22 protein-coding genes are annotated in these 24434 nt (G+C 73.1%); 8 read left to right on the top strand and 14 right to left on the bottom strand.

Going from position 1 to position 24434, the window contains the following annotated elements; genetic code table 11:
* The first annotated feature begins 16 nt into the window (after positions 1 to 16).
* Together JJI54_RS21685 and JJI54_RS21680 are read left to right on the top strand one after the other, a co-directional pair.
* Positions 17 to 1213, top strand: a complete 1197-nt coding sequence (locus JJI54_RS21685; RefSeq protein WP_203075153.1) for a tetratricopeptide repeat protein — start codon at positions 17 to 19, stop codon at positions 1211 to 1213.
* Positions 1214 to 1428: 215 nt separating this feature from the next.
* Positions 1429 to 3420: a TonB-dependent receptor domain-containing protein gene (locus JJI54_RS21680; protein WP_203075152.1), complete on the top strand. Its 1992-nt coding sequence runs from the start codon at positions 1429 to 1431 to the stop codon at positions 3418 to 3420.
* 16 nt (positions 3421 to 3436) lie between these two features.
* On the opposite strand, the gene JJI54_RS21675 is transcribed toward JJI54_RS21680, so the two are convergent.
* The 9 genes from JJI54_RS21675 to JJI54_RS21635 form a co-directional block, all read right to left on the bottom strand.
* Positions 3437 to 4189 (bottom strand): nucleotide-binding protein, encoded by a 753-nt coding sequence (locus JJI54_RS21675; RefSeq protein ID WP_203075151.1) that lies wholly within the window; start codon positions 4187 to 4189, stop codon positions 3437 to 3439.
* A complete protein-coding gene (locus JJI54_RS21670) occupies positions 4186 to 5085 on the bottom strand; it encodes a flagellar biosynthesis protein FlhF (RefSeq protein WP_203075150.1) in 900 nt (299 codons plus the stop codon). Before JJI54_RS21670 ends, JJI54_RS21675 begins: the two co-directional genes overlap by 4 nt.
* Complete coding sequence (flhA, locus tag JJI54_RS21665) at positions 5082 to 7160, bottom strand: flagellar biosynthesis protein FlhA (protein WP_318987549.1); 2079 nt, start codon at positions 7158 to 7160, stop codon at positions 5082 to 5084. The genes JJI54_RS21670 and flhA overlap by 4 nt, the downstream gene beginning before the upstream one ends.
* Before the next feature lie 3 nt (positions 7161 to 7163).
* Positions 7164 to 8567, bottom strand: a complete 1404-nt coding sequence (locus JJI54_RS21660; RefSeq protein ID WP_203075149.1) for a sigma-54-dependent transcriptional regulator — start codon at positions 8565 to 8567, stop codon at positions 7164 to 7166.
* A 4-nt stretch (positions 8568 to 8571) separates the two neighbouring features.
* Positions 8572 to 8895, bottom strand: coding sequence for a flagellar motor switch protein FliN (gene fliN / locus JJI54_RS21655; protein ID WP_226381979.1), 324 nt, complete (start codon positions 8893 to 8895; stop codon positions 8572 to 8574).
* The gene (locus JJI54_RS21650; protein WP_203075148.1) at positions 8892 to 9515 is read right to left on the bottom strand and encodes a FliH/SctL family protein; all 624 of its coding nucleotides are present in this window, start codon (positions 9513 to 9515) and stop codon (positions 8892 to 8894) included. The genes fliN and JJI54_RS21650 overlap by 4 nt, the downstream gene beginning before the upstream one ends.
* On the bottom strand, positions 9515 to 10501 hold the full coding sequence (gene fliG, locus JJI54_RS21645) for a flagellar motor switch protein FliG (protein WP_203075147.1): 987 nt from the start codon (positions 10499 to 10501) through the stop codon (positions 9515 to 9517). The genes JJI54_RS21650 and fliG overlap by 1 nt, the downstream gene beginning before the upstream one ends.
* Positions 10502 to 10509: 8 nt before the next feature.
* Positions 10510 to 12198: a flagellar basal-body MS-ring/collar protein FliF gene (fliF, locus tag JJI54_RS21640; RefSeq protein ID WP_203075146.1), complete on the bottom strand. Its 1689-nt coding sequence runs from the start codon at positions 12196 to 12198 to the stop codon at positions 10510 to 10512.
* Positions 12199 to 12441: 243 nt separating this feature from the next.
* On the bottom strand, positions 12442 to 12837 hold the full coding sequence (locus tag JJI54_RS21635; protein ID WP_203075145.1) for a metallopeptidase family protein: 396 nt from the start codon (positions 12835 to 12837) through the stop codon (positions 12442 to 12444).
* A 55-nt stretch (positions 12838 to 12892) separates the two neighbouring features.
* On the opposite strand from JJI54_RS21635, the gene JJI54_RS21630 reads away from it, so the two are divergent.
* Positions 12893 to 13210 carry a 4a-hydroxytetrahydrobiopterin dehydratase gene (locus tag JJI54_RS21630; RefSeq protein ID WP_203075144.1) on the top strand — a complete coding sequence of 106 codons (318 nt, stop codon included), beginning with the start codon at positions 12893 to 12895 and terminating at the stop codon, positions 13208 to 13210.
* A gap of 128 nt (positions 13211 to 13338) precedes the next feature.
* A complete protein-coding gene (locus tag JJI54_RS21625) occupies positions 13339 to 14457 on the top strand; it encodes a branched-chain amino acid ABC transporter substrate-binding protein (RefSeq protein WP_203075143.1) in 1119 nt (372 codons plus the stop codon).
* Positions 14458 to 14509: 52 nt separating this feature from the next.
* On the opposite strand, the gene JJI54_RS21620 is transcribed toward JJI54_RS21625, so the two are convergent.
* Genes JJI54_RS21620 through JJI54_RS21610 form a run of 3 tightly spaced genes read right to left on the bottom strand, consistent with a single transcriptional unit; the run spans position 14510 to position 17165 of the window.
* Complete coding sequence (locus JJI54_RS21620) at positions 14510 to 15166, bottom strand: LysE family transporter (protein ID WP_203075142.1); 657 nt, start codon at positions 15164 to 15166, stop codon at positions 14510 to 14512.
* A complete protein-coding gene (locus JJI54_RS21615; RefSeq protein ID WP_203075141.1) occupies positions 15163 to 16413 on the bottom strand; it encodes an MFS transporter in 1251 nt (416 codons plus the stop codon). Before JJI54_RS21615 ends, JJI54_RS21620 begins: the two co-directional genes overlap by 4 nt.
* Positions 16410 to 17165, bottom strand: a complete 756-nt coding sequence (locus JJI54_RS21610) for a hypothetical protein (protein ID WP_203075140.1) — start codon at positions 17163 to 17165, stop codon at positions 16410 to 16412. Before JJI54_RS21610 ends, JJI54_RS21615 begins: the two co-directional genes overlap by 4 nt.
* A 208-nt stretch (positions 17166 to 17373) precedes the next feature.
* Here JJI54_RS21610 and JJI54_RS21605 point away from each other — a divergent pair, with 208 nt between their 5' ends.
* On the top strand, positions 17374 to 18750 hold the full coding sequence (locus JJI54_RS21605) for a winged helix-turn-helix domain-containing protein (protein ID WP_203075139.1): 1377 nt from the start codon (positions 17374 to 17376) through the stop codon (positions 18748 to 18750).
* On the opposite strand, the gene JJI54_RS21600 is transcribed toward JJI54_RS21605, so the two are convergent.
* Positions 18751 to 19083 (bottom strand): hypothetical protein, encoded by a 333-nt coding sequence (locus JJI54_RS21600; protein ID WP_203075138.1) that lies wholly within the window; start codon positions 19081 to 19083, stop codon positions 18751 to 18753.
* A gap of 138 nt (positions 19084 to 19221) precedes the next feature.
* Here JJI54_RS21600 and JJI54_RS21595 point away from each other — a divergent pair, with 138 nt between their 5' ends.
* Positions 19222 to 20784, top strand: a complete 1563-nt coding sequence (locus JJI54_RS21595; RefSeq protein ID WP_203075137.1) for a sulfatase-like hydrolase/transferase — start codon at positions 19222 to 19224, stop codon at positions 20782 to 20784.
* Positions 20785 to 20847: 63 nt separating this feature from the next.
* Here JJI54_RS21595 and JJI54_RS21590 read toward each other — a convergent pair whose 3' ends face one another.
* Positions 20848 to 23175, bottom strand: coding sequence for a xanthine dehydrogenase family protein molybdopterin-binding subunit (locus JJI54_RS21590; protein WP_203075136.1), 2328 nt, complete (start codon positions 23173 to 23175; stop codon positions 20848 to 20850).
* 119 nt (positions 23176 to 23294) lie between these two features.
* On the opposite strand from JJI54_RS21590, the gene JJI54_RS21585 reads away from it, so the two are divergent.
* Both JJI54_RS21585 and JJI54_RS21580 read left to right on the top strand, forming a co-directional pair.
* Complete coding sequence (locus JJI54_RS21585; protein ID WP_203075135.1) at positions 23295 to 23714, top strand: hypothetical protein; 420 nt, start codon at positions 23295 to 23297, stop codon at positions 23712 to 23714.
* Between the two features lie 38 nt (positions 23715 to 23752).
* Positions 23753 to 24106, top strand: a complete 354-nt coding sequence (locus tag JJI54_RS21580) for a hypothetical protein (protein WP_203075134.1) — start codon at positions 23753 to 23755, stop codon at positions 24104 to 24106.
* The last annotated feature ends 328 nt before the right edge of the window (positions 24107 to 24434 follow it).

The following is a 24434-nucleotide window of genomic DNA, read 5'->3' as shown; positions in this document are numbered from 1 at the left end:
CGCGGGGGACGGGGCCTTGGCGCAAGCATCGCCCGATGACCTGCTGCGCGAAGGCGCCGCCCGCCATGCGAAGGGGGAGATCGCGATGGCGGAGCGGCTGTATCGCCGCGTCCTCAAGCTCCGCCCGGATGACGCCAATGCGCTGAATCTGCTGGGCGTGGCCGCGCGGCAGCGGGGCGACCTGCCGGCCGCCCTGGCCCTGTCCGCCCAGGCCCTGGCCCGCCAGCCCCGCAGCCCCGTCTTCCTGGCCAGCCGCGGCGGCGCGCTGGCGGAGGCCGGGCGCCTGGCGGAGGCGGCGGAGACGCTGCGCGCCGCCCTCGCCCTGCGGCCGGCGGACCCGGTGGCGTTGCGCAACCTCGGCCAGGTGCTCTGCGCCATGGGCGATGCCGCCGGCGCCATCGCGCCGCTGCGCCGCGCCGCGGAGCTGGCCCCCGCCACGCCGGAGCCCTGGATCGCGCTGGCCCATGCGCTGCGGGAGGCCGGGCAGGATGGCGCGGCGGAAGCCGCGCGGCGGGCGCTGGCCATCCCCGGCCTCGACCCCGCCCTTGCCGCCCAGGCGCGCTTCCTGCTGGCGGCGCTGGGGGCGGAGGCGGTGCCCGACCGCGCCCCGGCCGCCTATGTGCGGGACCTCTTCGACCTCTACGCCCCCCGCTTCGACCAGGACCTGGAAGGGCGGCTCGGCTACCGCACCCCGGGGCTGCTGGCGGCGCTGGTGGCGCGGGCGGGCTCCGGCCCCGGCCGGGTGCTCGACCTCGGCTGCGGCACGGGCCTCTCGGGCATCCCCCTCAAGCCCATGGCGACGCGGCTGGAGGGGCTGGACCTGTCCCCGCGCATGCTGGCGGAGGCCAGGCAGCGGGGCCTCTACGACGCGCTGCACGAGGCCGACCTGCTGGCCTGGCTGCCCGGCCATCGCGGGGCCTTCGACCTGGTGGCGGCGGCGGATGTGCTGAACTACCTGGGCGACCTCGGCCCCGCGCTCGCCGGCATCGCCGCAGCGCTCCGCCCGCGGGGCCTGGCCGCCTTCAGCATCGAGAAGGGGGAGGGCGCGGCCTATGCGCTGGGCCAGGGCCTCCGCTACCGCCACGACCCCGCGCATGTGGAGGCCCTGGCCCGCGACGCCGGCCTGGTGCCGCTGGCGCGGGAGGAGACGGTGCTGCGGGAGGAGAAGGGCGCGCCGGTGGCGGGCGTGCTGTTCCTGTTCCGCCGGCCGTGACGCTGCCCGGCGGCCGAGGCCGCCCGCGCCGGCGGTTGCAGTTCGTCACGGATTGCCATGCGCCCGTCAAGTAATGCGATTGCGAGTCATTCGCATTTGCATTAGAGCCGCCGGCGCTACCCAGCCCGCGCCGTGGCCCTTGGCCGCGACCAGCCAGGGACGCCCCTGATGGATCAGCCGCTGGGCCCCGCCCAGGGCAGGACGGAGATCGCGACATGCCATCCTTCACCCAGTCGCTCATGGCGGGCACCGCCATGGGCCTCGTGCTTGCCCTCGTGCCGGGCGCCAGGGCGCAGGAGGCCGGGGCCTTCCAGCTCAGCCCCGTCGTCGTCACGGAACCGGACCCCGCCGCCAATACCAGCAGCGTGGGCCGGGATCGCCTCAACCTCGAAGGCGCGGCCAACCTCGATGACCTGCTGCGCACGCTGCCCGGCGTCTTCACCCGCGACTCCGCGCAGCAGCCCGGCTTCGCGATGAACATCCGCGGCTTCGAGGGTTCCGGCCCCGTCAACATGTCGATCGACGGCGTGCGGCAGAGCTTCCGCTTCACGAGCCATGAGGCCGCCGGCTTCACCTATGTGGATCCGAACCTGCTGGCCGATGTGGACGTCTCGCGCGGCGCCGTCCCCGGCATCGGCGGCGGCGCCCTGGCGGGGCGGGTGAATTTCCGCACCCTCGATGTGGACGATGTCGTGGCCGCCGGCCATGCCCGTGGCGCCCTGGCGCGCCTGTCCTGGGGCAGCAACGGCGTCGGCTTCCAGGAGATGCTGGCCGCCGGCGCGCGGGCGGAGAATATCGGCATCGTCGGCGCCATCAGCCGCCGCAACTCCGACAACTATCATGACGGCGATGGCCGCAGCGTCGCCGGCTCGGGGCAGGACCTGCTCTCCGGCCTGCTGCGCACCACCATCGATTTCGGTGGCGGCCACACCCTCTCGCTCGGCGGTGTCTTCTACGACAACGACTTCTTCGCCAACTCCTACCGCCAGACGGTGGAGAACCGCACGCTGACCGCGAACTACCGCTACAACCCCGGCAACCCGCTGGTCGACCTGCGCATCAACGCCTACCGCAACGACCTGTCCATGAAGTACACCGGCGGCAGCGGCACCGCGATCGGCCGCGTCATCGAGGATGCCGGCACGGGCTTCGATGCCAGCAACGTCGCGCGCTTCAACCTCGGCCCCGTGCGCGTGCGCAGCACGACCGGCATCGAGTACTTCCACGACGACGTCACCTCCCGCAATGGCGGCGTCAATCCGGGGGAGGGCAGCAGCTCGCTCCTCGGCCTCTTCACCGAGAACACCTTCAGCTACGGCATCGTCGATCTGACGCCGGCGCTGCGCTACAACCACTATGCGCTCAGCGGCTCCGGCGTGCTCAGCACCCGCTACGGCGCCTATGACGTGGACATCTCCCAGGGTTCCGTCGATCCGAAGCTGACGCTCGCGGTCAATGTCACGGACTGGCTGCAGCCCTACGTCACCTGGTCGCGGTCCATGCGCGCGCCGACGCTGCAGGAGACGATGCTGGGCGGCGACCATCCCGGCACCGTCTCCAGCTCCTACATCCCCAATCCGAACCTGCGGCCGGAAACGCAGCAGGGCTGGGAATTCGGCGTGAACATCCGCCAGCGCGGGCTGCTGCGGCCGAACGACCTGTTCAGCGCGCGGCTCAACTACTTCATGATGGATGTCGAGGACTACATCGCCGCCGCCTATGTCAGCGCCAGCCGCGTCTACCAGTTCCAGAACGTCGCCGGCACCGCCAAGGTCGATGGGTTCGAGGCCGAGATCAGCTACGATCCGCGCATCGTCTTCGCCAGCCTGAGCTACACCCACACCAATTCCCGCCTGCCGAGCCAGCTCCCGGGGCTCGGCGCCAGCCAGTACACGCCGGATGACGTGGTCTCGCTGCGCGGCGGCGCGCGCTTCCTGGATGAGAAGCTGACGCTCGGCGCGCGCTGGGACCATGTCTCCGCGGGCCTCGTCGCCGGCTCCAACGCCAGCTTCACCGCCGCGCAGGCGCGGGAGGGGGGCAAGTCCTACAACCTGCTCGGCCTGTTCGCGACCTACCAGGTGACCCCGGCGGTCGAGGTCAATGCCCGCGTCACCAACCTGCTGGACGAGGCCTATACGCCCTTCCTCAGCACCAACGGCAACGGCCAGGGCCGCACCGTCTATGTGGGGACGCAGATCCGGTTCTGACCGGGGCGCCCGCCCCTCAGCCCAGCCCCCGCGCCAGCGCCGCCACGTCCTTCGCCGCCGCGCTGCCGGGATGGCGCGTCAGCAGGGGCGTCTGGTGGCGGATGGCATCCGGCACCTTGGCATCCCGCCGGATGACGCCCGCCAGCGGCACGGCGCGGCCCAGGAAGCGCCGTGCGGCGGCATCCAGCGTCGCATGCGTCGCCTGGCCGGATGCCGCGCCGGCGGCGAGGTTCACCACCAGCCGCGCCTCCGCCCGCGGCGCATCCTGCGCGTGCAGCTTCAGCACGGCATAGGCGTCGGTCAGGCTGGTCGGCTCCTCGGTCGCCACCACCAGCAGCAGGTCCGCCTGCGCGGCCAGGCGGCGCTGCGGCGCCTCCACCCCCGCGCCGATATCCACCACCACCTCCTGCCACCCGGCTGCGAGCCGCCGCGGCAGGCTGGTCGCCGCCTCCAGCGCCGCGCCCGAGAGGCCGGCCAGGGCGCCGGTGCCGGACCGCCCCGGCAACAGGTGGAAGCCGGCGGGCAGGGGGATGGCCGCCTGCTCCGGCGGCGCACCCGCCACCACGCTGCCGAGGTCCATCCCCGCCTTCAGGCCAAGCTGCACATCGACATTGGCCAGGCCCAGATCCGCATCCATCAGCACCACCCGCCGCCCCGCCTGCGCCAGCGCCTGGGCGAGCGTGATGGCCAGCCAGGTCTTGCCCACGCCCCCCTTGCCGGAGGCGATGGCGATCACGCGGCCGGGCTTCGTCATCGGCGCCGCACTCATGGCGCAGTCTCCCTGTCGGCCGGCGCGGCGAGGCGCGCGGCAAGTCGTTCGGGCGTCAGCGTCTCCAGCCCCCCCACCGCATCCGGGCCGATCCCGGCCTCGGTCAGCGCCAGCCCGGCCGCCGCCGCGGCCAGCACGCCCCCCAGCCGCCGCGCGGCATCGAGGCGCGTCGGCAGCAGATGCCGGCAGCCCAACAGCCGGAAGGCATGGGCGGTTTCCGCCGCTTCCTCCGCATCCATCCCCGCCGGCAGCACCAGCACCGGCGTGCCCTGCGCCGCCGCCAGCAGCGCCGCCAGGCCGCGTGCGGCGGCCGGGCTGAAGGGATCGCAGCCCGGCATGTCCACCAGCGCCGCCTGGCCCTCCGCCCGCCGCCCCACCGCCTTGCCCAGCGCCGCCGGCCCGCTGGCCACCGCCAGCGGCAGGCCGAGCACCCGGGCGAAGGCGGCGATCTGTTCCGTGGCGCCGGCGCGCCGCCCATCCGCCGTCACCAGCAGCGGCGGCGTGCCCGCCATCACCAGCCGCGTCGCCAGCTTGGCGACGCTCAGCGTCTTGCCCGCGCCCGGCGGCCCGACGAAGAGCAGCGGCCCCCCATGGGCCGGCAGCGGCAGGAAGGACAGCACCTGCGCCAGCGCGCCGGCCAGCCGCCCCTCCGCCAGCCGCGCCGCGAGCTCCGCCGGCAGGTTGTGCCGCGCGAGTTCCGCCGGGATGGCGCGGGACGGGGCCGCGGCTTCCGGCGCGATGACCAGCGGTTCGTCATCCTGTTCCTGCGCCGCGGTGATCTCCACCCCGCCATTGACGCGGCGGGTGGAGAGCAGCACGGCATCCTCCCCCATCTCCGCGCGCAGCTGCGCCATGGCATCCGACATCCGCGCGGCGCGGATCACGCGCAGCCTCATGCCGTCACCGCCGCCTGCACCGTGCCGATGGTGCGGATGCGCGCGCGGGCGTGGATTTCCGTATGCGCCAGCACGCTGGTCGAGGGCCGGAAGCGTTCCACCACGGCGCGGACATGCGCGCGGATGGTGCCGGAACACACCAGCACCGCCGGTTCGCCCGCATTGCTGGCCGCGTCGAAGGCCGCGCGCAGCGCGCCCATGAAGGCCGAGAGCTTCGACGGCGCCATGGCGAGCTGCTTCTCCTCCCCGGGCCCGATCAGCGCTTCCTGGAAGGCCTGTTCCCATTCATTCGCCAGCGCGATGATCGGGATGTAGCCATTGGGCCCGCGCGCCGCGTCGCTGATCTGCCGCGCGAGGCGCGTGCGCACCATCGCCAGCATGGGGCCCAGGCTGCGCGCGCCGCCCGCCACCGCTTCCTGCATCCCTTCCAGGATCGTCGGCAGGTCGCGGATGGAAACGCGTTCCGCCAGCAGCGCCTGCAGCACGCGCTGCACGGTGCCGAGGCTCGCCTGGCCGGGGATGAGGTCGGAGACCAGGCGCTTGTGCTCCACCGCCAGCTCGTCGATCAGCTTCTGCGTCTCCGCGAAGGACAGCATCTCCGCCATGTTCTCGCGCGTCACCTCGGTCAGGTGCGTCGCCAGCACGCCGGCGGCATCCACCACCGTGCAGCCCATCGCCAGCGCTTCCTCCCGCCGCACTTCCTCGATCCAGGCGGCGGGCAGGCCGAAGGTGGGTTCCTGCACGCGTTCGCCGGGCAGCGCGGGCGGGTTGCCGGAAGGGTCGATCGCCAGGTGCAGCGGCGGCTTCAGCGCGCCGCGCCCGGCCTCGATCTCCTTCACCCGGATCACATAGGTATCGGGCGGCAGTTGCAGGTTGTCCTGGATGCGCACGCTGGGCAGCACGAAGCCCAGTTCCTGCGCCGTGGTCTTGCGCAGCGTGCGGATCTGCTCCGACAGCCGCGGCGCATCGCCGGCGGCGAGCGACAGCAGCCCGTAGCCGAGTTCGAGGCGCAGCAGGTCCATCTTCAGCGCGTCGCTCGCCGGCGGTTCCCCGGGCGGCGGCGGCGGCGCATTGGCGCGCGCGGCGGCGGCGCGCTCCGCGTCCCATTGCGCCTTCGCGCCCCAGGCCGCGGCGCCGGCCAGCGCCAGGAAGGGGATCATCGGCATGCCCGGCATCAGCGCCATCAGCACCGCCGCCCCGGCCGCGAGCGCGAGCGGCTTGGCGCCGCCCAGCTGCAGCGCCAGCGCCTGGTCCGCGCGCCCCTCGACGCCGCCCTTGGTGACGACGATGCCGGCGGCGATGGAGACCAGCAGGGACGGGATCTGCCCCACCAGCCCGTCGCCGACCGTCAGGATGGAGAAGGTGGAGACCGCCTCCCCGAAGGGCAGGCCCTGGCGCAGCGTGCCGATGGCGATGCCGGCCAGCAGGTTGATGAGCGTGGTGATGAGGCCCGCGATGGCATCGCCGCGGACGAACTTCGCCGCGCCATCCATGGCGCCGTAGAAGCCGCTCTCCTCCTCCAGCTCCTTGCGGCGGATGCGGGCCTGTTCCTCCGTGATCACGCCGGCCGAGAGATCGGCATCGATCGCCATCTGCTTGCCCGGCATGGCGTCCAGGCTGAAGCGCGCCGCCACTTCCGCGATGCGGCCGGAACCCTTGGTGACGACGACGAAGTTCACCACCAGCAGGATGGCGAAGACGATCAGGCCCACCAGCACGTCGCCGCCCATCAGGAAGCCGCCGAAGGCGGAGACGACATGCCCCGCGGCCTGCGGACCCTCATGCCCATGGGTCAGGATCGCGCGCGTCGTCGCGACGTTCAGCGACAGGCGCAGCAGCGTCGTCAGCAGCAGCACGGTCGGGAAGCTGGTGAAGTCCAGCGGCCGCTGCATGAACAGCGACACCATCAGCACCAGGACCGAGGCGGTGATGGAGATGGCGAGCCCCGCATCCAGCAGCCAGGTGGGCAGCGGCACCACCAGCACCGCCACCAGCATGACGACGCCAAGGCCCAGCGCCACGTCGCCCGAAGGCCGCGCGCGCCCCATCCAGGAAGGCAGCGTGATTCCGGCCAAGGGTCAGACCGCGACCGGCAGGGGGGGCGCCGGCTGGCCCGGCAGCATCTGGCCCGGCGCCGGCGGCACCGGCAGCCCCGCCGCGCGGTAGTCCTGCAGCTTGTTGCGCAGCGTGCGGATGGAGATGCCGAGGATCTCCGCCGCCCGCGTGCGGTTGCCGAGGCAGTGGGACAGCGTCTCCAGGATCAGGTCGCGCTCCACATCCTCCATCCGCCGCCCGACCAGGGGCGCGATGCGGTTGGCCGGGGCGGCGGCGGCGGGGGTGGCGGCCGGCATGGCCGGCGGGGCTTCCGCCACCACGGCGCGGCGCGTCAGCTCGATCGCCTCCGGCCCGATCTCATGCCCCTCCGCCAGCAGCACGGCGCGGTGGATCGTGTTCTCCAGCTCCCGCACATTGCCGTGCCAGGCATGGGACAGCAGCGCCTCCCTCGCCACCGGCGACAGCGCGCGTTCCGGCAGCCCGTTGGCGCGGGCGTAGTGCAGGGCGAAATGCTCGGCCAGCGGCAGGATGTCCGCGGGGCGCTCGCGCAGCGGCGGGATGCGCAGCGCGATGACGTTGAGGCGGAAATAGAGGTCCTCCCGGAACCGCCCCTTCGCCACTTCCTGCGCCAGGTCGCGATGCGTCGCCGCCAGCAGCCGCACATCCACCTTGATGGGCGCGCCGCCGCCGAGGCGATCCACCTCCCGCTCCTGGATCACGCGCAGGATCTTGGCCTGCAGGCGCGGGTCCATCTCCCCGATCTCGTCCAGCAGCAGTGTGCCGCCTTCGGCCTGTTCGAACTTGCCCTTGCGCATGGCGACGGCGCCGCTGAAGGCGCCCTTCTCATGGCCGAACAGCTCGCTCTCCAGCAGCGCCTCCGGCAGCGCGGCGCAGTTCAGCGCCACGAAGGGGCCGCGCGCGCGGCGCGACGTCGCGTGCAGGTGGCGCGCCAGCACCTCCTTCCCCGTGCCGGATTCGCCCGTCAGCAGCACGGAAGCCTCCGCGCGGGCCACCTGCGCGACGCGCGCCAGCAGCGTGGTCATCGCCGGGTCGCGCGCGATGGGCCCGTCCCGCGACGGCGCCGCGCCGGCGGCCTGCAGCATGGCGATGATGAGGTCCGCATCCGGCGGCAGCGGCAGGAAGTCCCGCGCGCCCGCCTCGATCGCGCGCACCGCGGCGTCGCCATCCTCGGCGCGGCCGCAGGCCACCACGGGGCAGGCGATGCGTTCCGCCGCCATGGCCTGCACCAGCCAGGCCACGTCGTGCCGCAGGTCCACCAGCGCCAGGTCGGCGCCTTCCGCGCGCAGCCGCTCCAGCCCCGCCGCGACGCCCTCGGCATGGCCGAGCTTGGCGCCCCGCGCGATGGCCACGCGGGCGGCGGCGCCAAGCTCCCCTTCCAGCGAACCGATGATCAGGAGGCGGGCCATGGCCTCAGCCGCCCCGGTCCGACTTGACGATCTCGGTCATGGTCACGCCCAGCCGGTTGTCGTCCACCATCACGACCTCCCCGCGCGCGACGAGGCGGTTGTTGACGTAGATGTCCACGGCCTCCCCCAGCTTGCGGTCCAGCTCCACCACGGCGCCGCGGCCGAGCTTCAGCAATTGCGAGACCTGCATGGTCGCGCGGCCGAGCACGGCGCTGACCTGCACCGGGATGTCATAGACCGCGTCCAGGTCACGCGGCCCGCCGACATTGCCGGCCCCCTGCTGCGCCTCGGTCGCGGGTACGGCCTCGAACCCATCATCGGCGCTCATGCGCTCTCTCCCTGCTCATCGTCCCAGACGCCCGCCGCGCGCAGCGCCTCCACCACCGCGGCGCGGCGCATCGCGAGGTCGGCCAGCTGTTCGCCATCCCGCCACGCCAGGCGCGCATCCCCGGGCGCCAGCGCCGCATCCGCCACCACGGCCGGCCCGCCCGGCGGCATGCGGGCGGCAAGCTGCTCCACCAGCGGCGGCGCCACATGCAGCACCGCCTCCGGCCGGTCCGCGATCGCGGGCAGCAGCGGCACCACCAGCCGCGCCACGATGTCGGCGCCCGCGCGTTCGCAGGCCCCCGGCAGCAGGTGGTCGAGCATGCGGGCCAGCAGCGAGGCCAGCGCCGCCGCGGATTCCTCCGCCACGCGGCGCCCGGCCTCCGCCGCGCCATCCATCGCGCGCGCCATCGCCTCCAGCGCCCGCTGCATCGCGGCCTCCTGCGCGGCGGCCTGCATCGCGCGCCCCTCCGCCAGCCCCTCCGCATGGCCGATGGCGCGGCCCGCCTCCTCCGCCTCCGCGCGGATCGCCTCCAGCAGCGCCGGGTCGGGCGGCGGCGGCGGGGGCGGGGGCGCCGGTGGCGGCGGCGGCTTGGACAGGTCCGGCAGGCGCAGCGCGAGCATCAGGCCACCATCTCGTCATCGCGCCCGTCGGCGATCTGGATCTGGCCCTGCGCCGCCAGGTCCTTCGCCATGGCGACGATCGCGGCCTGTGCCTCGTCCACGTCGCGCAGCTTGACGGGGCCGAGCGCGGCCAGGTCGTCCTTCAGCAGCTTGGAGGCGCGTTCGGAGAGGTTGCGGAAGAACAGGTCGCGCAGCGTCTCCGACGCGCCCTTCAGCGCCAGCGTCAGCTTGTCCTTCGGCACGGCGCGCAGCAGCGCCTGGATGCCCTGCTGGTCCAGGCGCTGGAGGTCGTCGAAGGTGAACATCAGCGCGCGGATCTTCTCCGCGCTTTCGCGCGACCGTTCCTCCAGCGCCGACAGGATGCGCCCTTCCGCGGCGCGGTCGAGGTTGTTGAAGATCTCCGCCATGACCTCATGCGCATCCCGCCGCGACCCGCGCGCCAGGTTCGACATGAACTCCATGCGCAGCGTGCGCTCCACGCCCTCCAGCGCCTCCTTCTGCACCGTCTCCATGCGCAGCATGCGCATCACCACTTCCATGGCGAAGCCTTCCGGCAGCAGCGCCAGCACGCGCGCGGCATGGTCGGGCCGGACCTTGGAGAGCACGACGGAGACGGTCTGCGGGTATTCGTTCTTCAGGTAGTTCGCGAGCACCGCCTCGTTCACGTTGCCGAGCTTGTCCCACATGGTGCGGCCCGCGGGGCCGCGGATCTCCTCCATGATCTGCATGACGCGCTCCTTCGGCAGCGTCTTCAGCAGCAGGCGCTCGGTGCTCTCGTAGGAACCGACGAGGTGCCCGGCCTGGCCGAGCTGGGTGCGGAACTGCCGCACCACCTCCTCCACCGTCTCGGCCTCCACATTGCCGAGCGCGGCCATGGCCAGCGACAGGTCGCGGATCTCATCCTCGTGCAGCCGGCCGAAGATCTTGGCCGCCTGCTCCTCCCCCAGCGCCAGCATCAGCGTCGCGGCCTTCTGGGGCCCGGTCATTCCGCCCGTCATGATGCATCCTCCGGCGCCAGCCAGCGGCGGATCACCTGCACGCTGGCATCGGTGTTCTGGTCGATCAGCTGCGCGAGCGCGGCGAGGGCGGAGGCCTTCATCTGCCCTTCGATGCGCGCGACATCCACCATGCCGTCCGCATCGGGCTCCCCGGTCCCGGCCGCCTGGCCGGGCAGCAGGGGCGTGCCGTCAGGCGCGGTGCCGCCGGCGCCCGCGGGCAGCGGGATGGGCGCGCCATCGGGGCCGATCGCGACGGCACCCTCCCCGGCCCCGGCGCCGGCCAGCGCGGGCTGGGGCATCAGCGCGAGCGTCAGGCGGTTGGCCATCGGGCGGCCCACCAGCAGGATCGCCGCCAGCGCCACCAGCGCCAGGATCGCCGTCTCCGCCAGCCGCCCGAGCAGCGCGGGCGGGATGGTCTGGCCGAGGATGCTGAAGCCCTCCGGCAGCGCGTCCAGCGGCGGCGGCTCGGCGAAGCGCAGGTTCACCACATCCACGCGGTCGCCGCGCTGTTCGCTGAAGCCGACGGCGGAGCGGACGAGGGAGGCGATGCGCTGCAGCTCCTCGGCCGAGCGTTCGCGGAACTGCGGCGGGCTATTCGCCTGCGGCTCCCACACCCCGTCCACCAGCACGGCGACGGACAGGCGGCGCACCGCCGGCTGTTCGCGCAGCGTGTTGCGCGTGGTCCGCCCGATCTCAAAATTCGTCGTCTCCTCCGACCGGGAGGACTGGGTCTGGCTGCCGCCGGCCTGCGCTTCGGCGCCCGGCAGCTGGTTGGCGACGGAGACGTTGCCGGATTCGCCGCTGCGGCTGTTCTCGCTGGTGGATTGCGTGCTGCGCGGCACCTGGTTCTCGGGGTCGAAGCGTTCCTCGGTGGTCTGCACGCGGTCGAAATCCATCTCGACCGAGGCCTCCGCCCGCACCCGCCCGGGGCCGAGCGTGCGCTCCAGCAGGTCCTCCACCGCCCGCGCCAGGCGGAGCTCGGCGGTGCGGCGCAGTTCCTCCCCGGTCTGGGCCGCGGCCGGGCCGGTCAGTGCCTGGCCGCCGCGGGCCATCAGCTCCCCCCGGCTGTCCACGATGGAGATGTTCTGCGGCCGCAGCCCCGGCACGGCGGCGGCGACGAGGTGCAGCACCGCCTGCACGCCTTCGCGGTCCAGCCGCTGCGCGCCCTGCATGGCGATGACGACGCTCGCCTGCGCCTCCCCCCTCTCGCGCGAGAAGGGCTCCCGCCGCGGCAGCACCAGGTGGACGCGCGCGGTGCGCACGCCGGCCAGGCCGCGGATGGTGCGGGACAATTCGCCTTCCAGCGCGCGGACGCGGTTGATGTCCTGCTGGAAGGGGGTGGTGGTCAGGCTCTCGCCACGGTCGAAGATCTCATAGCCGACGGAGCCGCCGGCCGGCAGGCCATCCCGCGCCAGCATCAGCCGCACGCGCGGCACCTCCGCCTCCGGCACCAGCACCTGCGCGCCGCCGGCCGCCAGGCGATAGGGGATGCGCGCGCGGTCCAGCGCCTGCACCACCTGGCCGGCATCGCGCGGGTCGAGGTCGCCATAGAGCAGCGCCATGGGCGGTTCCGCCGCGCGGAGCGCGAGCCAGGCGACCAGGCCCAGCACCGCCAGCCCCACCCCCGCCATGGCGGCGAGGCGCATGGCGCCCAGCGCACGAAGCTGGTCGATCACCCCGCCCATGCGCCACCCTGCGGCGCATCATGCCGGGCCCATCGGCCCGGCCCGGCGCATCCTGCACCCGAACCCCAGCGAGACATCCTGCCATCCCCATGCCGATGCAGTCGGTCGGCTCCATGCCGACCATGTCGGCTGGGCAGGTTCTGCCGGGTCCCGGGTAACGGCGCGGTTAATGCCGGGGCGCCGATCGCGCCAAACGCGGAAAATCGCGGCGGGACAGCCCGTTAACGCCCGCCTGCGGGATGCTCAGTCGCCGCTTTCCAGCCGGTCGATATCCTCGTCGGAGAAGCCGAAATGGTGCGCGATCTCATGGATCAGCACGTTGCGGACCAGGCGGAACAGGTCCTCCCCGGTCTCCACCCATTCCAGCAGGATCGGCTCCCGGTACAGCGTGATGCTGTCGGGCTCGGCCGGGGTGTCGAAGACGCTCTTCTGCGTCATCGGCGTGCCGCGGTAGAGGCCGGTCAGCGCCCAGGGGCTTTCGAAGCCCAGCTCCTGCGCCGTCTCCTCATCCGCCACTTCCTCCACCACGATGGCGGCGCCGCGCACGAGGTCGCGCAGTTCCTTGGGGATGGCGGAAAATGCCTGTTCGGCCATCTCCACGATGTCTTCGATGGTCGGCGGGTGGCTGAATCGGGTCATGCCGCCTTGCAGCCCGCCCCGCCTTCCCCGTCAAGCCAAACCAGGAGTCACCCCCATGGCCGATCCCACCCCCCTGTCCCCCGCGGCGCGCGCCGCCCTGGCCGCGGAGCTGCCGCACTGGCAGCCGGCGGAGGGCCGCGACGCCATCACGCGGCGCTTCCGCTTCCGCGACTTCAACGAGGCCTGGGGCTTCATGGCGCGCGTCGCGCTGCTGGCCGAACGCCAGGACCACCACCCCGAATGGAGCAATGTGTGGAACCGGGTGGAGATCCTGCTGACGACGCATGATGCCGGCGGGCTGTCCGACCGCGATGTCGCGCTGGCGCGGGCGATCGACGCGCTGCTGCCGCCCGCCGGCGCGGCCGCCCCGTGACCCGTTGCGTGATCGGTCGCGTGATCGGGCGCGCCCGCCCCCGCGAAGGATGCTGGTCTTCCCCCGCCCGGCTCGCCTAGGTTGTATCCGCGCGCCGCGGGCGCCGGGTGAGGAAGGGAGAGACGGGGATGCTGAAGCGCAGGACGATGCTGGGTGGCGCGCTGGCCGCGCCGGCGGTCTTCGCCGGGACGGGCGGTGCCTTCGCGCAGAGCGGGCCGATCCGCATCGCGACGGCGGGGCCGATGACGGGCCAGTACGCGGCCTTCGGCGGGCAGATGCGCGCCGGCGCGGAACAGGCGGTGGCGGACATCAACGGCCGGGGCGGCGTGCTCGGCCGGCAGCTGGCGCTCGAGGTCGGCGACGATGCCTGCGACCCGCGCCAGGCCGTCTCCGTCGCCAACCAGCTGGCGTCGCGCCGCGTGGCGCTGGTGGCCGGGCATTTCTGCTCCGGCAGCTCCATCCCCGCCAGCAAGGTCTATGCGGAGGAAGGCGTGCTGCAGATCAGCCCCGCCTCCACCAACCCGCGCTACACGGATGAGGGCAGCTGGAACACCTTCCGCGTCTGCGGCCGCGACGACCAGCAGGGCCAGGTCGCCGGGCGCTACATCGCGCAGAACATGCGCGGCCAGCGCATCGCGATCCTGCACGACAATTCCGCCTATGGCCGCGGCCTGGCGGAGGAGACGAAGAAGGCGCTGAACGGCGCCGGCGTCACGGAAGCGCTGTTCAGCGCCTATACGCCCGGGGAGCGTGACTACTCCGCCATCGTCTCCCGCCTCCAGCAGGCGAACATCCAGGTCGTCTATGTCGGCGGCTACCACACCGAATCCGGCCTGATCCTGCGCCAGGCGAAGGAGCGGGGGCTGAACATCACGCTGATCGGCGGCGATGCGCTGGTGACCAACGAGTTCTGGCAGATCACCGGCGCGGCGGGGGAGGGCACGCTGATGACCTTCAGCAGCGACCCGCGCAAGCGCCCGACGGCGGCTTCCGTCGTGCAGGCCTTCCGCGCCCGGAACATCGATCCGGAGGGCTATGTCCTCTACACCTACGCCGCCATCCAGATCTGGGCCGCGGCCGCCACGCGCAGCAACGGCACGGATCCCCGCCGCATCGCGGCGCTGCTGAAGTCCGGCGGCCCCTGGCAGACGGTGCTGGGCGATATCGGCTTCACCGACAAGGGCGACGTGACGGTGCCGGACTACGTCTTCTACGTCTGGCGCAACGGCAGCTACGCGGAGATGTGACCCGCGGGGCCGGGCGGGGCCGCGGGGCATGTCCCGCGGCCCCGCGCGACCCTTATCCGAACAGCGGCCGCAGCATCGCGACCGCCATCGCCGCGAGCGCGAGGCCGGACGCCGCGCAGACCATCCGGTGCCGCGCCAGCGCCGCGCGCTGGATGGCGGGGCGGGAGAAGAGGGCGGCGACCAGCACGCCCCAGGCCATGGCCTGCGCCGGCACGATCAGCACCGCGATCCAGGACGCGATGCCATCCGCCAGCGGGCCCAGGAACTGCGCCGCCATGTAGGCGGCGGTGATCGGGTTGGTGGCCGCGGTCAGCGCGCCGGCCAGGAAGGCCATGCCCGCGGCGCGGCGCGACAGGGGCTGGCGCGCCGGGCGGGCGGGCCCGACCGGCGGTGGCGCCGCCGTCATGGCCTGCAGGGCGAGCAGCAGCAGCAGCACGGCGCCCGCGGAACGCCCCGCCACCTCCAGCGGCAGCGCGGCCGGCAGGCGGGACGCCATCTCCTGCGCCAGGGCGAAGGCCAGCCGCAGCGTGGCCGCCAGCAGCCCCGCCCCCACCGCGAGGCCGAGGCAGAAGGGCAGCACGCCCCGCAAGCCGCGCAGCGCGGCCAGCGTCGCGGTGGCAAGCATGTTGGGCCCCGGCACCGCATTCACCGCCAGGTAGCCCAGCGCGAAATGCAGCAGCAGCCAGCCCAGGCCCGCCTGGCCGCTCATCGCGGCGCATCCCGCACGGCGGCCAGCAGGGCCACGCCGGCCAGCCCCGCCAGCGCGACCAGGGCGATGGGCAGCGGCCCCGCCACCACCGCCTGCGCCGCCGCCATCAGCGGCGGGGCGAGGAGCAGCGCCAGGCCGCGGCCGGTGTAGAGCAGCCCGATGGCGGCGCCGAGCGAGCGGCCGCCGAAGCTGTCCGCCGTGAAGGCCGGCAGCAGCGCCACGAAGCCGCCCTGCAGCGCGCCGAAGGCCAGGGCGAAGGCCTGGAGCGCGACCATGCCCTCCGCGAAGGCCCAGACCGCCATGCTGCCCGCCATGCCCGCGCAGCAGCCGAGGAAGGTGGCCCGCCGCCCCAGCCCATCCGCCAGCGCCGCCAGCAGGAAGCGCCCGGCGATGGTGCCAAGCCCGATCAGCCCCAGCAGGGAGACGGCATCATGCCAGGCATGGCCGAGGTCCCGCGCCGTGCCGACCAGCAGCGCCTGCGGCAGCGTCGCGGGGATGGAGACCAGCAGCGTGCCGAGATAGGCCGCGGCGAAGCGCCGCGTGGCCCAGGGGAAGGCAGGCGCGCGCGCGGGGGCCGGCGCTTCCGCCGCCGGGCCCGGCCCACGCGCGGCGGGGCGCCGCAGCAGCAGCGCCCCCGCGCCGCCCACCAGCAGGGAGGCCGCGCCGAAGGCCAGGAAGGCGCCGCGCCAGTCGCCGGCCGCGAGCATCGCATCCGCCCCCGCCGGCACCAGCGCGGTGCCGACGCCGATGCCGCTGGCCGCGATGCCGGAGGCGAGGCCGCGATGGGCGCTGAACCAGCCCTGCACCGCCGCCATGGCGGGCACATAGGCGAAGCCGGTGCCGAGCCCGATCAGCAGCCCGTAGCCGGCCATCACCTCCGCCAGGCTGCGCGCCGTGGCGGCCACCATCAGGCCGAGCCCGACCAGCCCCATGCCCACCATCGCCGGCACGCGCGGGCCGATGCGGTCGGCGATCCGGCCCGACAGCGCGCTGACGAAGAAGCAGGTGCTGCCGCTCAGCGCATAGACCAGCGCGACGGAATCGCGCGGGGCGCCGAAGCTGGCGGCGATCTGCTCCGCGAAGGCGGCGTAGGAGTAGATGGCGCCGAAGCCCACCAGCAGCACCAGGAAGGCCCCGGCCACCACCAGCCAGCCGGGGAAGCCATCGGTTTCCGCCGGCGGCGCCGCGCCGCGCCGAGGCACGTCCTGGTGCCGGCCCGGCGGGGCGTGGGGCGCGGCCGCCGTCATCGCGCGGCGCTCCGCCCCGCATCCCGCGGCGGCGTCAGCTGCTGGAACAGCCAGGACGCCGTGGCCTGGGCGGCCAGCGCCGTCGCCGCCAGGTCCGGCCGGGCGCGCTGCCGCCCCTCGCCGCTGGGGGAGGGCACCAGCGCGCCGCCGGGGGCGAGGGCGGGGGGCAGGTCCCAGGCATGGCTGGCGCCGGGCAGGGCGAGCATCGCGGTCCCGGCAGGTTCCGGCAGCGCGCTGCAGGCGGCGGCGTCCGACGCCGCGCCCCCATGCACCAGCAGCACCGGGCTGTAGGAGGGCAGGGCAAGCCCCTCGCAGCCCGGATCCAGCGCCACGACCGGCGCGCCATCCGCGGCGGCCAGCGCGGCGCGCGCGCCGGTGCCGAAGCCGACCAGCCCGACGAGGTCCGGGTTCACCGCCGGCAGGTGCCCCGCCGCCCAGTTCCGCGCCACGGCGGCGGCAAGCTTCGTCCGCGCCACGTCGCCGCCGGGCCCCGCGGCATCGAGGCCGACGACGAGGCTCGCGATGCCGCGCGCGGCCAGCGCCTCCACATAGGGGTCGGACCGGCCCTGGTCGCCCAGCGCATCGGGCAGCAGGATGACCAGCGGGATCGGCGCGCCATCCTGCGCCGGCAGGGTCAGCCGCGTGGTGCCGGCGGGGGCGGGCAGGCTGTGGTCGATGGGACGCGGTTGGGCGTGGCCGCCGGCCGGCAGGGCCAGCGCGGCGGCGAGGAGGCAGGCGCGGGTGGTGCGCATCGGGGTTGCTCCCTGGTGAGGCCCGGCCGATCCGGGCGGCGGCAGGGCAGCAGGGGCGGGGGCTTTCGGTCCCGAAGCCGGGCCGAAGGGGGGGGCGAAGCTTTGGCGAAACACGCGCAATGCTGCGGCGCGGGAACGGACTCGGCGCTGCGCGGCACGCTCGCTATGGTGGTTGCGGGACCAGGGCCAGGAGGGGCTGTACAGGCGGATGGACCCGGCTGCCGACACGGTGCCTGTCGGAAGCGCGTCGCTCGACCCCGAGCGGGGCGTGCTGCGGCGCGCCGATGGCGAGGAGACAACGCTCCGCCCCAAGACGCTCGACCTGCTGCTGCTGCTGCTGCGCAGCCGCGGGCGGCTGGTGACGCGGGCGGAGATCCTCGACACCGTCTGGGCCGACGTCACCGTCACCGATGACAGCATCACGCAATGTATCGTCGAACTGCGCCGCGCGATGGGCGCGGAGGGCATGGCGCTGCTAAAGACGGTGCCGCGGCGGGGCTACATCCTGGAAGCGGCGGCGGTGATACCCGTCCCCGTCGCCGCGCCGGATGGCGCGCCACCGCCACGCCCCGTTTTCGCAGCCGAGGGTTTGCCGGCGGTCGCGCCCCGCCCCGCCCTGTCGCGCATCGCCTTTCTGGCCGCGATCCCGGCCGTTCTGGCGCTGGCCTGGCTGGGACTGGCACCGGGGACGCCGCCAGCACCGCCGGTGGTGGCCGCCGCCGCTCCGCCGCCCCAGCCCGCGCCGCCGGTGGCCACGGTGCCGGCACCGCCGGTGGCCGTGCCCGCGCCCTCGGCCCGCGAACAGGCGATCGAACTGATCGAGGCCGCGCGCCGCCGGAACATCGCCCCCGGCGACCGCCGCGCGAACTGGGTCGCGGCGCGTGGCCTTCTGCAGCAGGCGCTGGCGCTGGACCCTGAGAACCCCCGTGCCCATGCGGAGATCGTCTTCACCTACAGCAACACGGTCCTGAACGGCTTCAGCCTGAACCCCGCCGCCGACCTGCGCATCGCGGAGGATCATGCCGAGCGTGCCATCGCGCTCGGCCCGAACCTGCCGGCCACCCACGCCGCCCGCGCCGCGGTCATGCGCCAGCAGCGCCGGTGGGAGGAAGCGCTGGCTTCCTACCGCCGCGGCGTGGAACTGGACCCGACGCAGCATTCGTCCCGCGCCAATGGCGGGCTCATGCTGCTGTTCCTCGGCCAGCCCGAAGCGGCGGAGGCGCAGATCCGTACCACCATGGCACTGGCTCCGCCGGGACATGGCTTTCGCCTCACCTGGCTCACCTACCTCTCGCTGGCGCTGGCGCACCAGCAACGCTGGGCGGAGGCGGTGGAGGCGATGCGCGCCTCCCTCGATGGCCAGGCCTTCATGCCGGTCCCGGTCCGCCTGGCGTTGCTGTCCGGCCTGCTGGCCCGCCTGGGGGAGTGGGAGGCGGCGCGGATCGCCGCCACCCAGGCCATGGCGCAGAATGCCGAGGTCACCATCGGCTGGTTCCGCGCCCAACCGCTATCCGACCACCCCGGCTTCCTGGCGCGGCAGGAGCCGATCCTGGTCGCGATGCGGGAAGCCGGGCTGGCGGAATAGTCAGCCGCCGTTGCTGCCGTCATCGCCGGACAGGCGCAGCTGGTCGGCGAGTTCGTAGAAGCGGTCGCTCATCGCCTTAATCTCGTCGGGATGGAACGGCGTCGCCAGCTCCTTCTCCCGGATCGCCAGCGCCAGCTTCTTCGAGAGGTAGGCGAGGCCGCGCAACTGGTCCCCCACCAGGCGTGCCGCGATGGGCGACAGGGTGATGGGCGTGGTGCTGGCCTGGTCGCTCGTCGCTTCCGTCTTCGCAGCCTTCGTCTTTGGCGCCTTGGGCTTTTCGGCTTTCGTCTTGGACGCCTTGGCCTTGCCGCCATCCGCTGTTGGTTTCGCCATCCCGTTCTCCTTCCCTGCTGATGTCCCATCGCCGTCGCGCTGTCGTGGCTGGCACGACATGGCAACGATCCGCGAGGCGGCCTTCATCGGTCAAGCGGTGACGGGCTAGGCTGGGGCGCGAAATGCCGGGCAGGACAGATGGCCATCCGCAACGTGCTCTTCATCATGGTGGACCAGCTGCGCTGGGATCATCTCGGCTGCGCGGGGCATCCCTTCCTGCGGACGCCGAACCTGGATGCGCTGGCGGCGCGGGGCGTGCGCTTCTCCCAGGCCTATGTGCAGTCCGGCATCTGCGGGCCGTCCCGCATGTCCTACTACACCGGCCGCTACGTCTCCTCCCACGGTGCCACGCATAACCGCGTGCCGCTTTCGGTGGGGGAGGTCACGCTGGGCTGGCACCTGCGGGAGGCGGGACGGGCGCTGGCGCTGGCGGGCAAGACGCATGTGCTGCCGGATGCGCATGGGATGCGGCGCCTGCAGCTGGACGGGCAGCACGACCTGGCCGCGCTGCTGAAGGAGGGCTGGTTCACGCTGGTCGATCGCCATGACGGCCACCATGCGGAGCCCGACAGCGCCTATGCCCATTGGCTGCGATCGAAGGGCTATGACAGCGCCGATCCCTGGACCGACTACGTCATCGCCGTGGAGGACGAACAGGGGCAGGTCCGCAGCGGCTGGAAGATGCGCAATGCCCGCCTGCCCGCCCGCGTGAGGGAGGAGCATAGCGAGACCGCCTACACCACCGACCAGGCCATCGGCTTCATGGACCGCCAGGGCGATGATCCCTGGGTCCTGCACCTCTCCTATGTGAAGCCGCACTGGCCCTACATCGCGCCCGCGCCCTACCACGCGATGTATTCGCCGAACCAATGCCTGCCCGTCTCCCGCCACCCGGCGGAGCGGGGGGAGGGCGCGCATCCGCTGCTGCGCGAATGGCAGAAGGAGGAGGTGAGCGAGAGCTTCCAGATCGATGACTGCATCGCGACGGTGCGGCCCGCCTATCAGGGGCTGATCACGCAGCTCGACGACCATCTCGGCCGGCTATGGGCGGCGATGGAGCGGCTCGGGCGCTGGCGCGACACGATGGTCGTCTTCTGCTCCGACCATGGCGACTACCTCGGCGACCATTTCCTTGGTGAGAAGGAGTTGTTCCACGACTGCGTCCAGCGCGTGCCCTTCCTGCTGTTCGATCCCTCGGCGGCGGCGGACGGCACGCGCGGCCGCGTCGATGACCGCTTCGTGGAGGCGATCGACGTGGTGCCCACCATCCTCGACGCGCTCGGCCTGCCGGCCGCGGAGCATGTGGTGGAAGGGCGGTCGCTGCTGCCGCTGACGCGCGGCACCGCGCCTCCCTGGCGGGATGCGGTGGTGAGCGAGCTGGACTGGACCTTCCGCGGCGCGCGGCGGCGGCTCGGCCATCCCACGGGGCAGCACCATGCCTGGATGCTGCGGGATGCGCGGTGGAAGTATGTGCACTGGACGAGCGGGCACCGGCCGCAGCTGTTCGACCTTCAGTCGGACCCGGAGGAGTTCCACGACCTCGGCGCCGATCCGGCGCTGGAAGGGGTGCGGGCGGCGGCGCGGGAAAGGCTGCTCGCCTGGTTCACGCGGCTGAAGCGGCGGACGACGCTGAGCTGGGCGGAGGCGGAGTTGCGTACCGACCGGCACAAGGCGGCGGGGGTGTTCTACGGGGAGTGGTGAACCGGGAAAGGCGCTGCCTTTCCCGGACCCTATCCGCCAGGCCCGAGACGGGCCTGGACCGTCTCAAGCGGCCTTTGCGGCCTGGATCGCCTTCCACACCGTCTCGGGCGTGGCGGGCATGTCCATGTGGGTGATGCCGACGGGCGTCAGCGCATCGACCAGCGCATTCATCGCGGCGGGCGGGGAGCCCACCGCACCGGCTTCGCCCGCGCCCTTCACGCCGAGCGGATTGGTCTCGCAGGTCACCTCGATCAGATCCACGTCGATGTCCGGCAGGTCATCGGCCCGCGGCAGCGTGTAGTCCATGAAGGAGGCCGAGAGCAGCTGGCCGCTGGCATTGTCATAGGCCGTGCGCTCATGCAGCGCCTGGCCGAGGCCCTGCGCCACGCCGCCATGCACCTGGCCGCGCACGATCAGCGGGTTCAGCGCATGGCCCACATCGTCCACCACGATGTAGCGGGGGACGGAGACGATGCCCGTCTCGGGGTCCACCTCCACCTCCGCCACATGGCAGCCATTGGGGAAGGTGTGGGCCTCGATCTTCGCGGTCTCCATGGCATCGAGCAGCAGCGTGGACTGCCCCGCCGCGACGCGCTTCCGCTGGATGGCGGCGAGTTCCAGGATGCCCACGCCACGGTCGGTGCCGGCCACGTCGAAGCGCCCCGCCGCCGGGGTGAATTCGATGTCCGCGACCGAGGTTTCCAGGTGCTCCGCCGCCGCCTGCTTGCCCTTCTCGATCACGCTGGCGGTGGTGACGAGGATGGCCTGGCCCTCGGAATAGAGGCTGCGCGCGCCGCCGGTGCCGCCGCCGGCGGGCAGCGTCTCGCTATCCCCCTGCTGGACCCGGATCTTCTCCAGCGGCACGCCAAGTTCGTGCTGGGTGAGCATGGCATAGGCCGTCTCATGGCCCTGGCCGGTGGATTGCGTGCCGACATAGACATCGACGAAGCCATCCTCCGCGAAGACGACCTTGGCGTTCTCCGTGGGGCCACCGCCGGTCGCTTCCAGGTAGTAGGCGAGGCCGATGCCGCGGCGCTTGCCGCGGCGCTCGGCCTCCGCCCGCCGCGCCGGGAAGCCCGCCCAGTCGATCTTCGACAGGGCGCTGTCCATCAGCTGGAGAAAATCGCCGCTGTCGTAGCGCTGGCCCATGGCGGAGACGAAGGGCATCGCGGCCTGCGTCACCATGTTGCGGCGGCGCAGCTCGATGCGGTCGATCTTCAGCTCGCGGGCGGCGGCGTCGATCAGCCGCTCCACCAGGTAGTTGCTCTCCGGCCGGCCGGCGCCGCGATAGGCATCGACCGGCACGGTGTGGGTCAGCACGCCGATGACGTTGGCGTAGATCGCCTCGAACCCATAGACGCTGGCCAGCACCTTGGTGCCGGCGCCGGTCGGGATGAAGGGCGCGAAGGTGGAGAGGTAGGCGCCCATGTTCGCGTAGTTGCGCGTGCGCAGCGCCAGGAACTTGCCGTTGGCGTCGGTCGCCAGCTCACCGAGGGTGATGTTGTCGCGGCCATGGGTGTCGGACTGGAAGGCTTCCGACCTCTCGCTGGTCCACTTCACCGGGCGGCCGACCTGCTTCGCCGCGAAGGCGACCAGCACGTGCTCGGCATAGAGGTAGAGCTTCATGCCGAAGCCGCCGCCGACATCGGGGGTGATGACGCGGACATTGTCGGCCGGGATGTTGAAGACGTTGCCGGCCAGCAGGTTCTTCACCAGCCAGGAGCCCTGGGTGTTGGTGTGCAGCGTCAGCTTGTCGCCGTCCCAGGCAGCGACGGCGGCGCGGGTTTCCATGCTGGCGACGACGACGCGGTTGTTCACGACCGTCAGGCGCGTGACATGCGCGGCGCGGGCGAAGGCTTCCTCCGTCTTCGCCTTGTCGCCGGCTTCCCAGTCGAAGGCGATGTTGCTCGCCGCCCCGTCCCAGACCTGCGGCTGGCCGGCTTCCCAGGCGGTGGCGAGGTCCGTCGCCGCGGGCAGCACCTCATACTCCACCATCACCGCTTCCGCGCCGTCCCGCGCGGCCTGGGCGGTCTCCGCCACGATGAAGGCGACGGGATCGCCGACATGGCGGACCGTGTCGGTGGCCAGCGCCAGGCGCGGCGTATTGGCGCGCGGGCTGCCATCCCGGTTCTTCAGCGGGATCACGCAGGGCACTTCGCCGAGGCCCGCGGCCTGCAGATCCGCGCCCGTGATCACCGCCAGCACGCCCGGCACGGCCAGGGCGGCGCTGGTGTCGAGGCTCGTGATCTTCGCATGGGCATGCGGACTGCGGAGCACGACGCCCACGGCCTCGCCAGGCATGGCGATGTCGTCGGTGTAGCGGCCACGCCCCGTCAGCAGGCGGGGATCCTCCACGCGCCGCACCGATTGGCTCAACCCGAACTTCGCCATGGCCTTCGTTCCCCAGATCTTCTCCGCACCATCATCTGCGATCTTTGGGGGGATCGAAAAGGGGGGCGGCAACCGGGCGGGGTGCCCGGCGTTCGCAGCCCGGAAGGAGTGCAAGCCCCATGCACCGATCGATTGCGCTTGCGCTGGCCGTCACGCTGGCCGCCGCGCCCGCCCTGGCCCAGGCGCCGCCCGCCCCTGGCAGCAGCTCCGCCGCCACGGTGGAGGCGATGCGCACGCTGCGCGAGGCGGAGGAAGGCCTGCGCGACGTGCTGAAGCGGCTGGAGGAGGGCACGATTCCCGCCACCGGCGCGACGTCGCGCCTCCGCCAGGCGCTGAACGAGGTGGAGCGCGCCATGCTGCGCCTGCCCGCCGATGCCCGCCGCGGCGCGCCCTGGCAGACCGCCGTGAAGGAGGTGGCGGAGGCGATGGCGATGGTGCGGGAGGAGGGCGGCGACATCGCCGCCGCCCGCGCCGCGGCCGGGGAGGCGCTGGCGACGCTGCCCGCGCTGGCGGGCGCGGAGAGCGGCACGGGCGGATAGTCACGATCCCTTCATCCCTGGCGGCGCAGGCTTCGGGGATGACCGAAGCCGAAGCGCGCCAGGCCATCGCCCGTCACCTGGCGGACCTCCATCGCCTGCACATCCAGCTGGCCACCGACAGCCGGGCGCTGAAGGCGCTGACGGCCGAGGGCCGGCCGCAGGCGGAGATCGAGATCGCCGCCGAGATGCTGGAGCAGTACATGGCGGCGACCGGCGCCTTCCTGGAGAACATGCGCGGCCGCTACGAGGCGCGGCTCGGCCTGCTGCGGCGGGGCGACCCGGTGGGGGCGGAGGCGGTGCCGGGCCAGGGGGCGCCGGGGCATGGCGCCTTCTGGTACGTCTTCTCCCGCCTCACGGCCGCGCTGCGCATGGCCGAGCGGCGGTCGGGCTAGCGGCCCGGCCCCATGCCTTGGGCCAGTACTGTGGCTTTAGCCGATTAGGCCGATTTAGTGCCTTTAGCACCGACTTCGCGGGGTGCGGGCGCGGGATGGCGCCCGGCAGGGGGCCCGTCCCATGCCTTGGGGCAGTACTATGGTTTTAGCCGATTAGGCCGATTTAGGGCCTTTAGCACCGTTTTCGCGGGGTGCGGGCGCGGGATGGCGCCCGGCAGGGGCCCCGTCCCATGCCTTGGGCCAGTACGATGGTTTTAGCCGATTAGGCCGATTTAGTGCCTTTAGCACCGTTTTCGCGGGGTGCCGGCGCCCGCGCGCGGCGGCGGGT

Origin of the sequence: Falsiroseomonas ponticola (genome assembly GCF_016805305.1) — a bacterium.
Classification (GTDB): Bacteria; Pseudomonadota; Alphaproteobacteria; order Acetobacterales; family Acetobacteraceae; genus Falsiroseomonas; species Falsiroseomonas ponticola.
The sequence above is the reverse complement of the archived record's forward strand: the minus strand, read 5'-3'. Positions and strand labels throughout refer to the sequence as shown.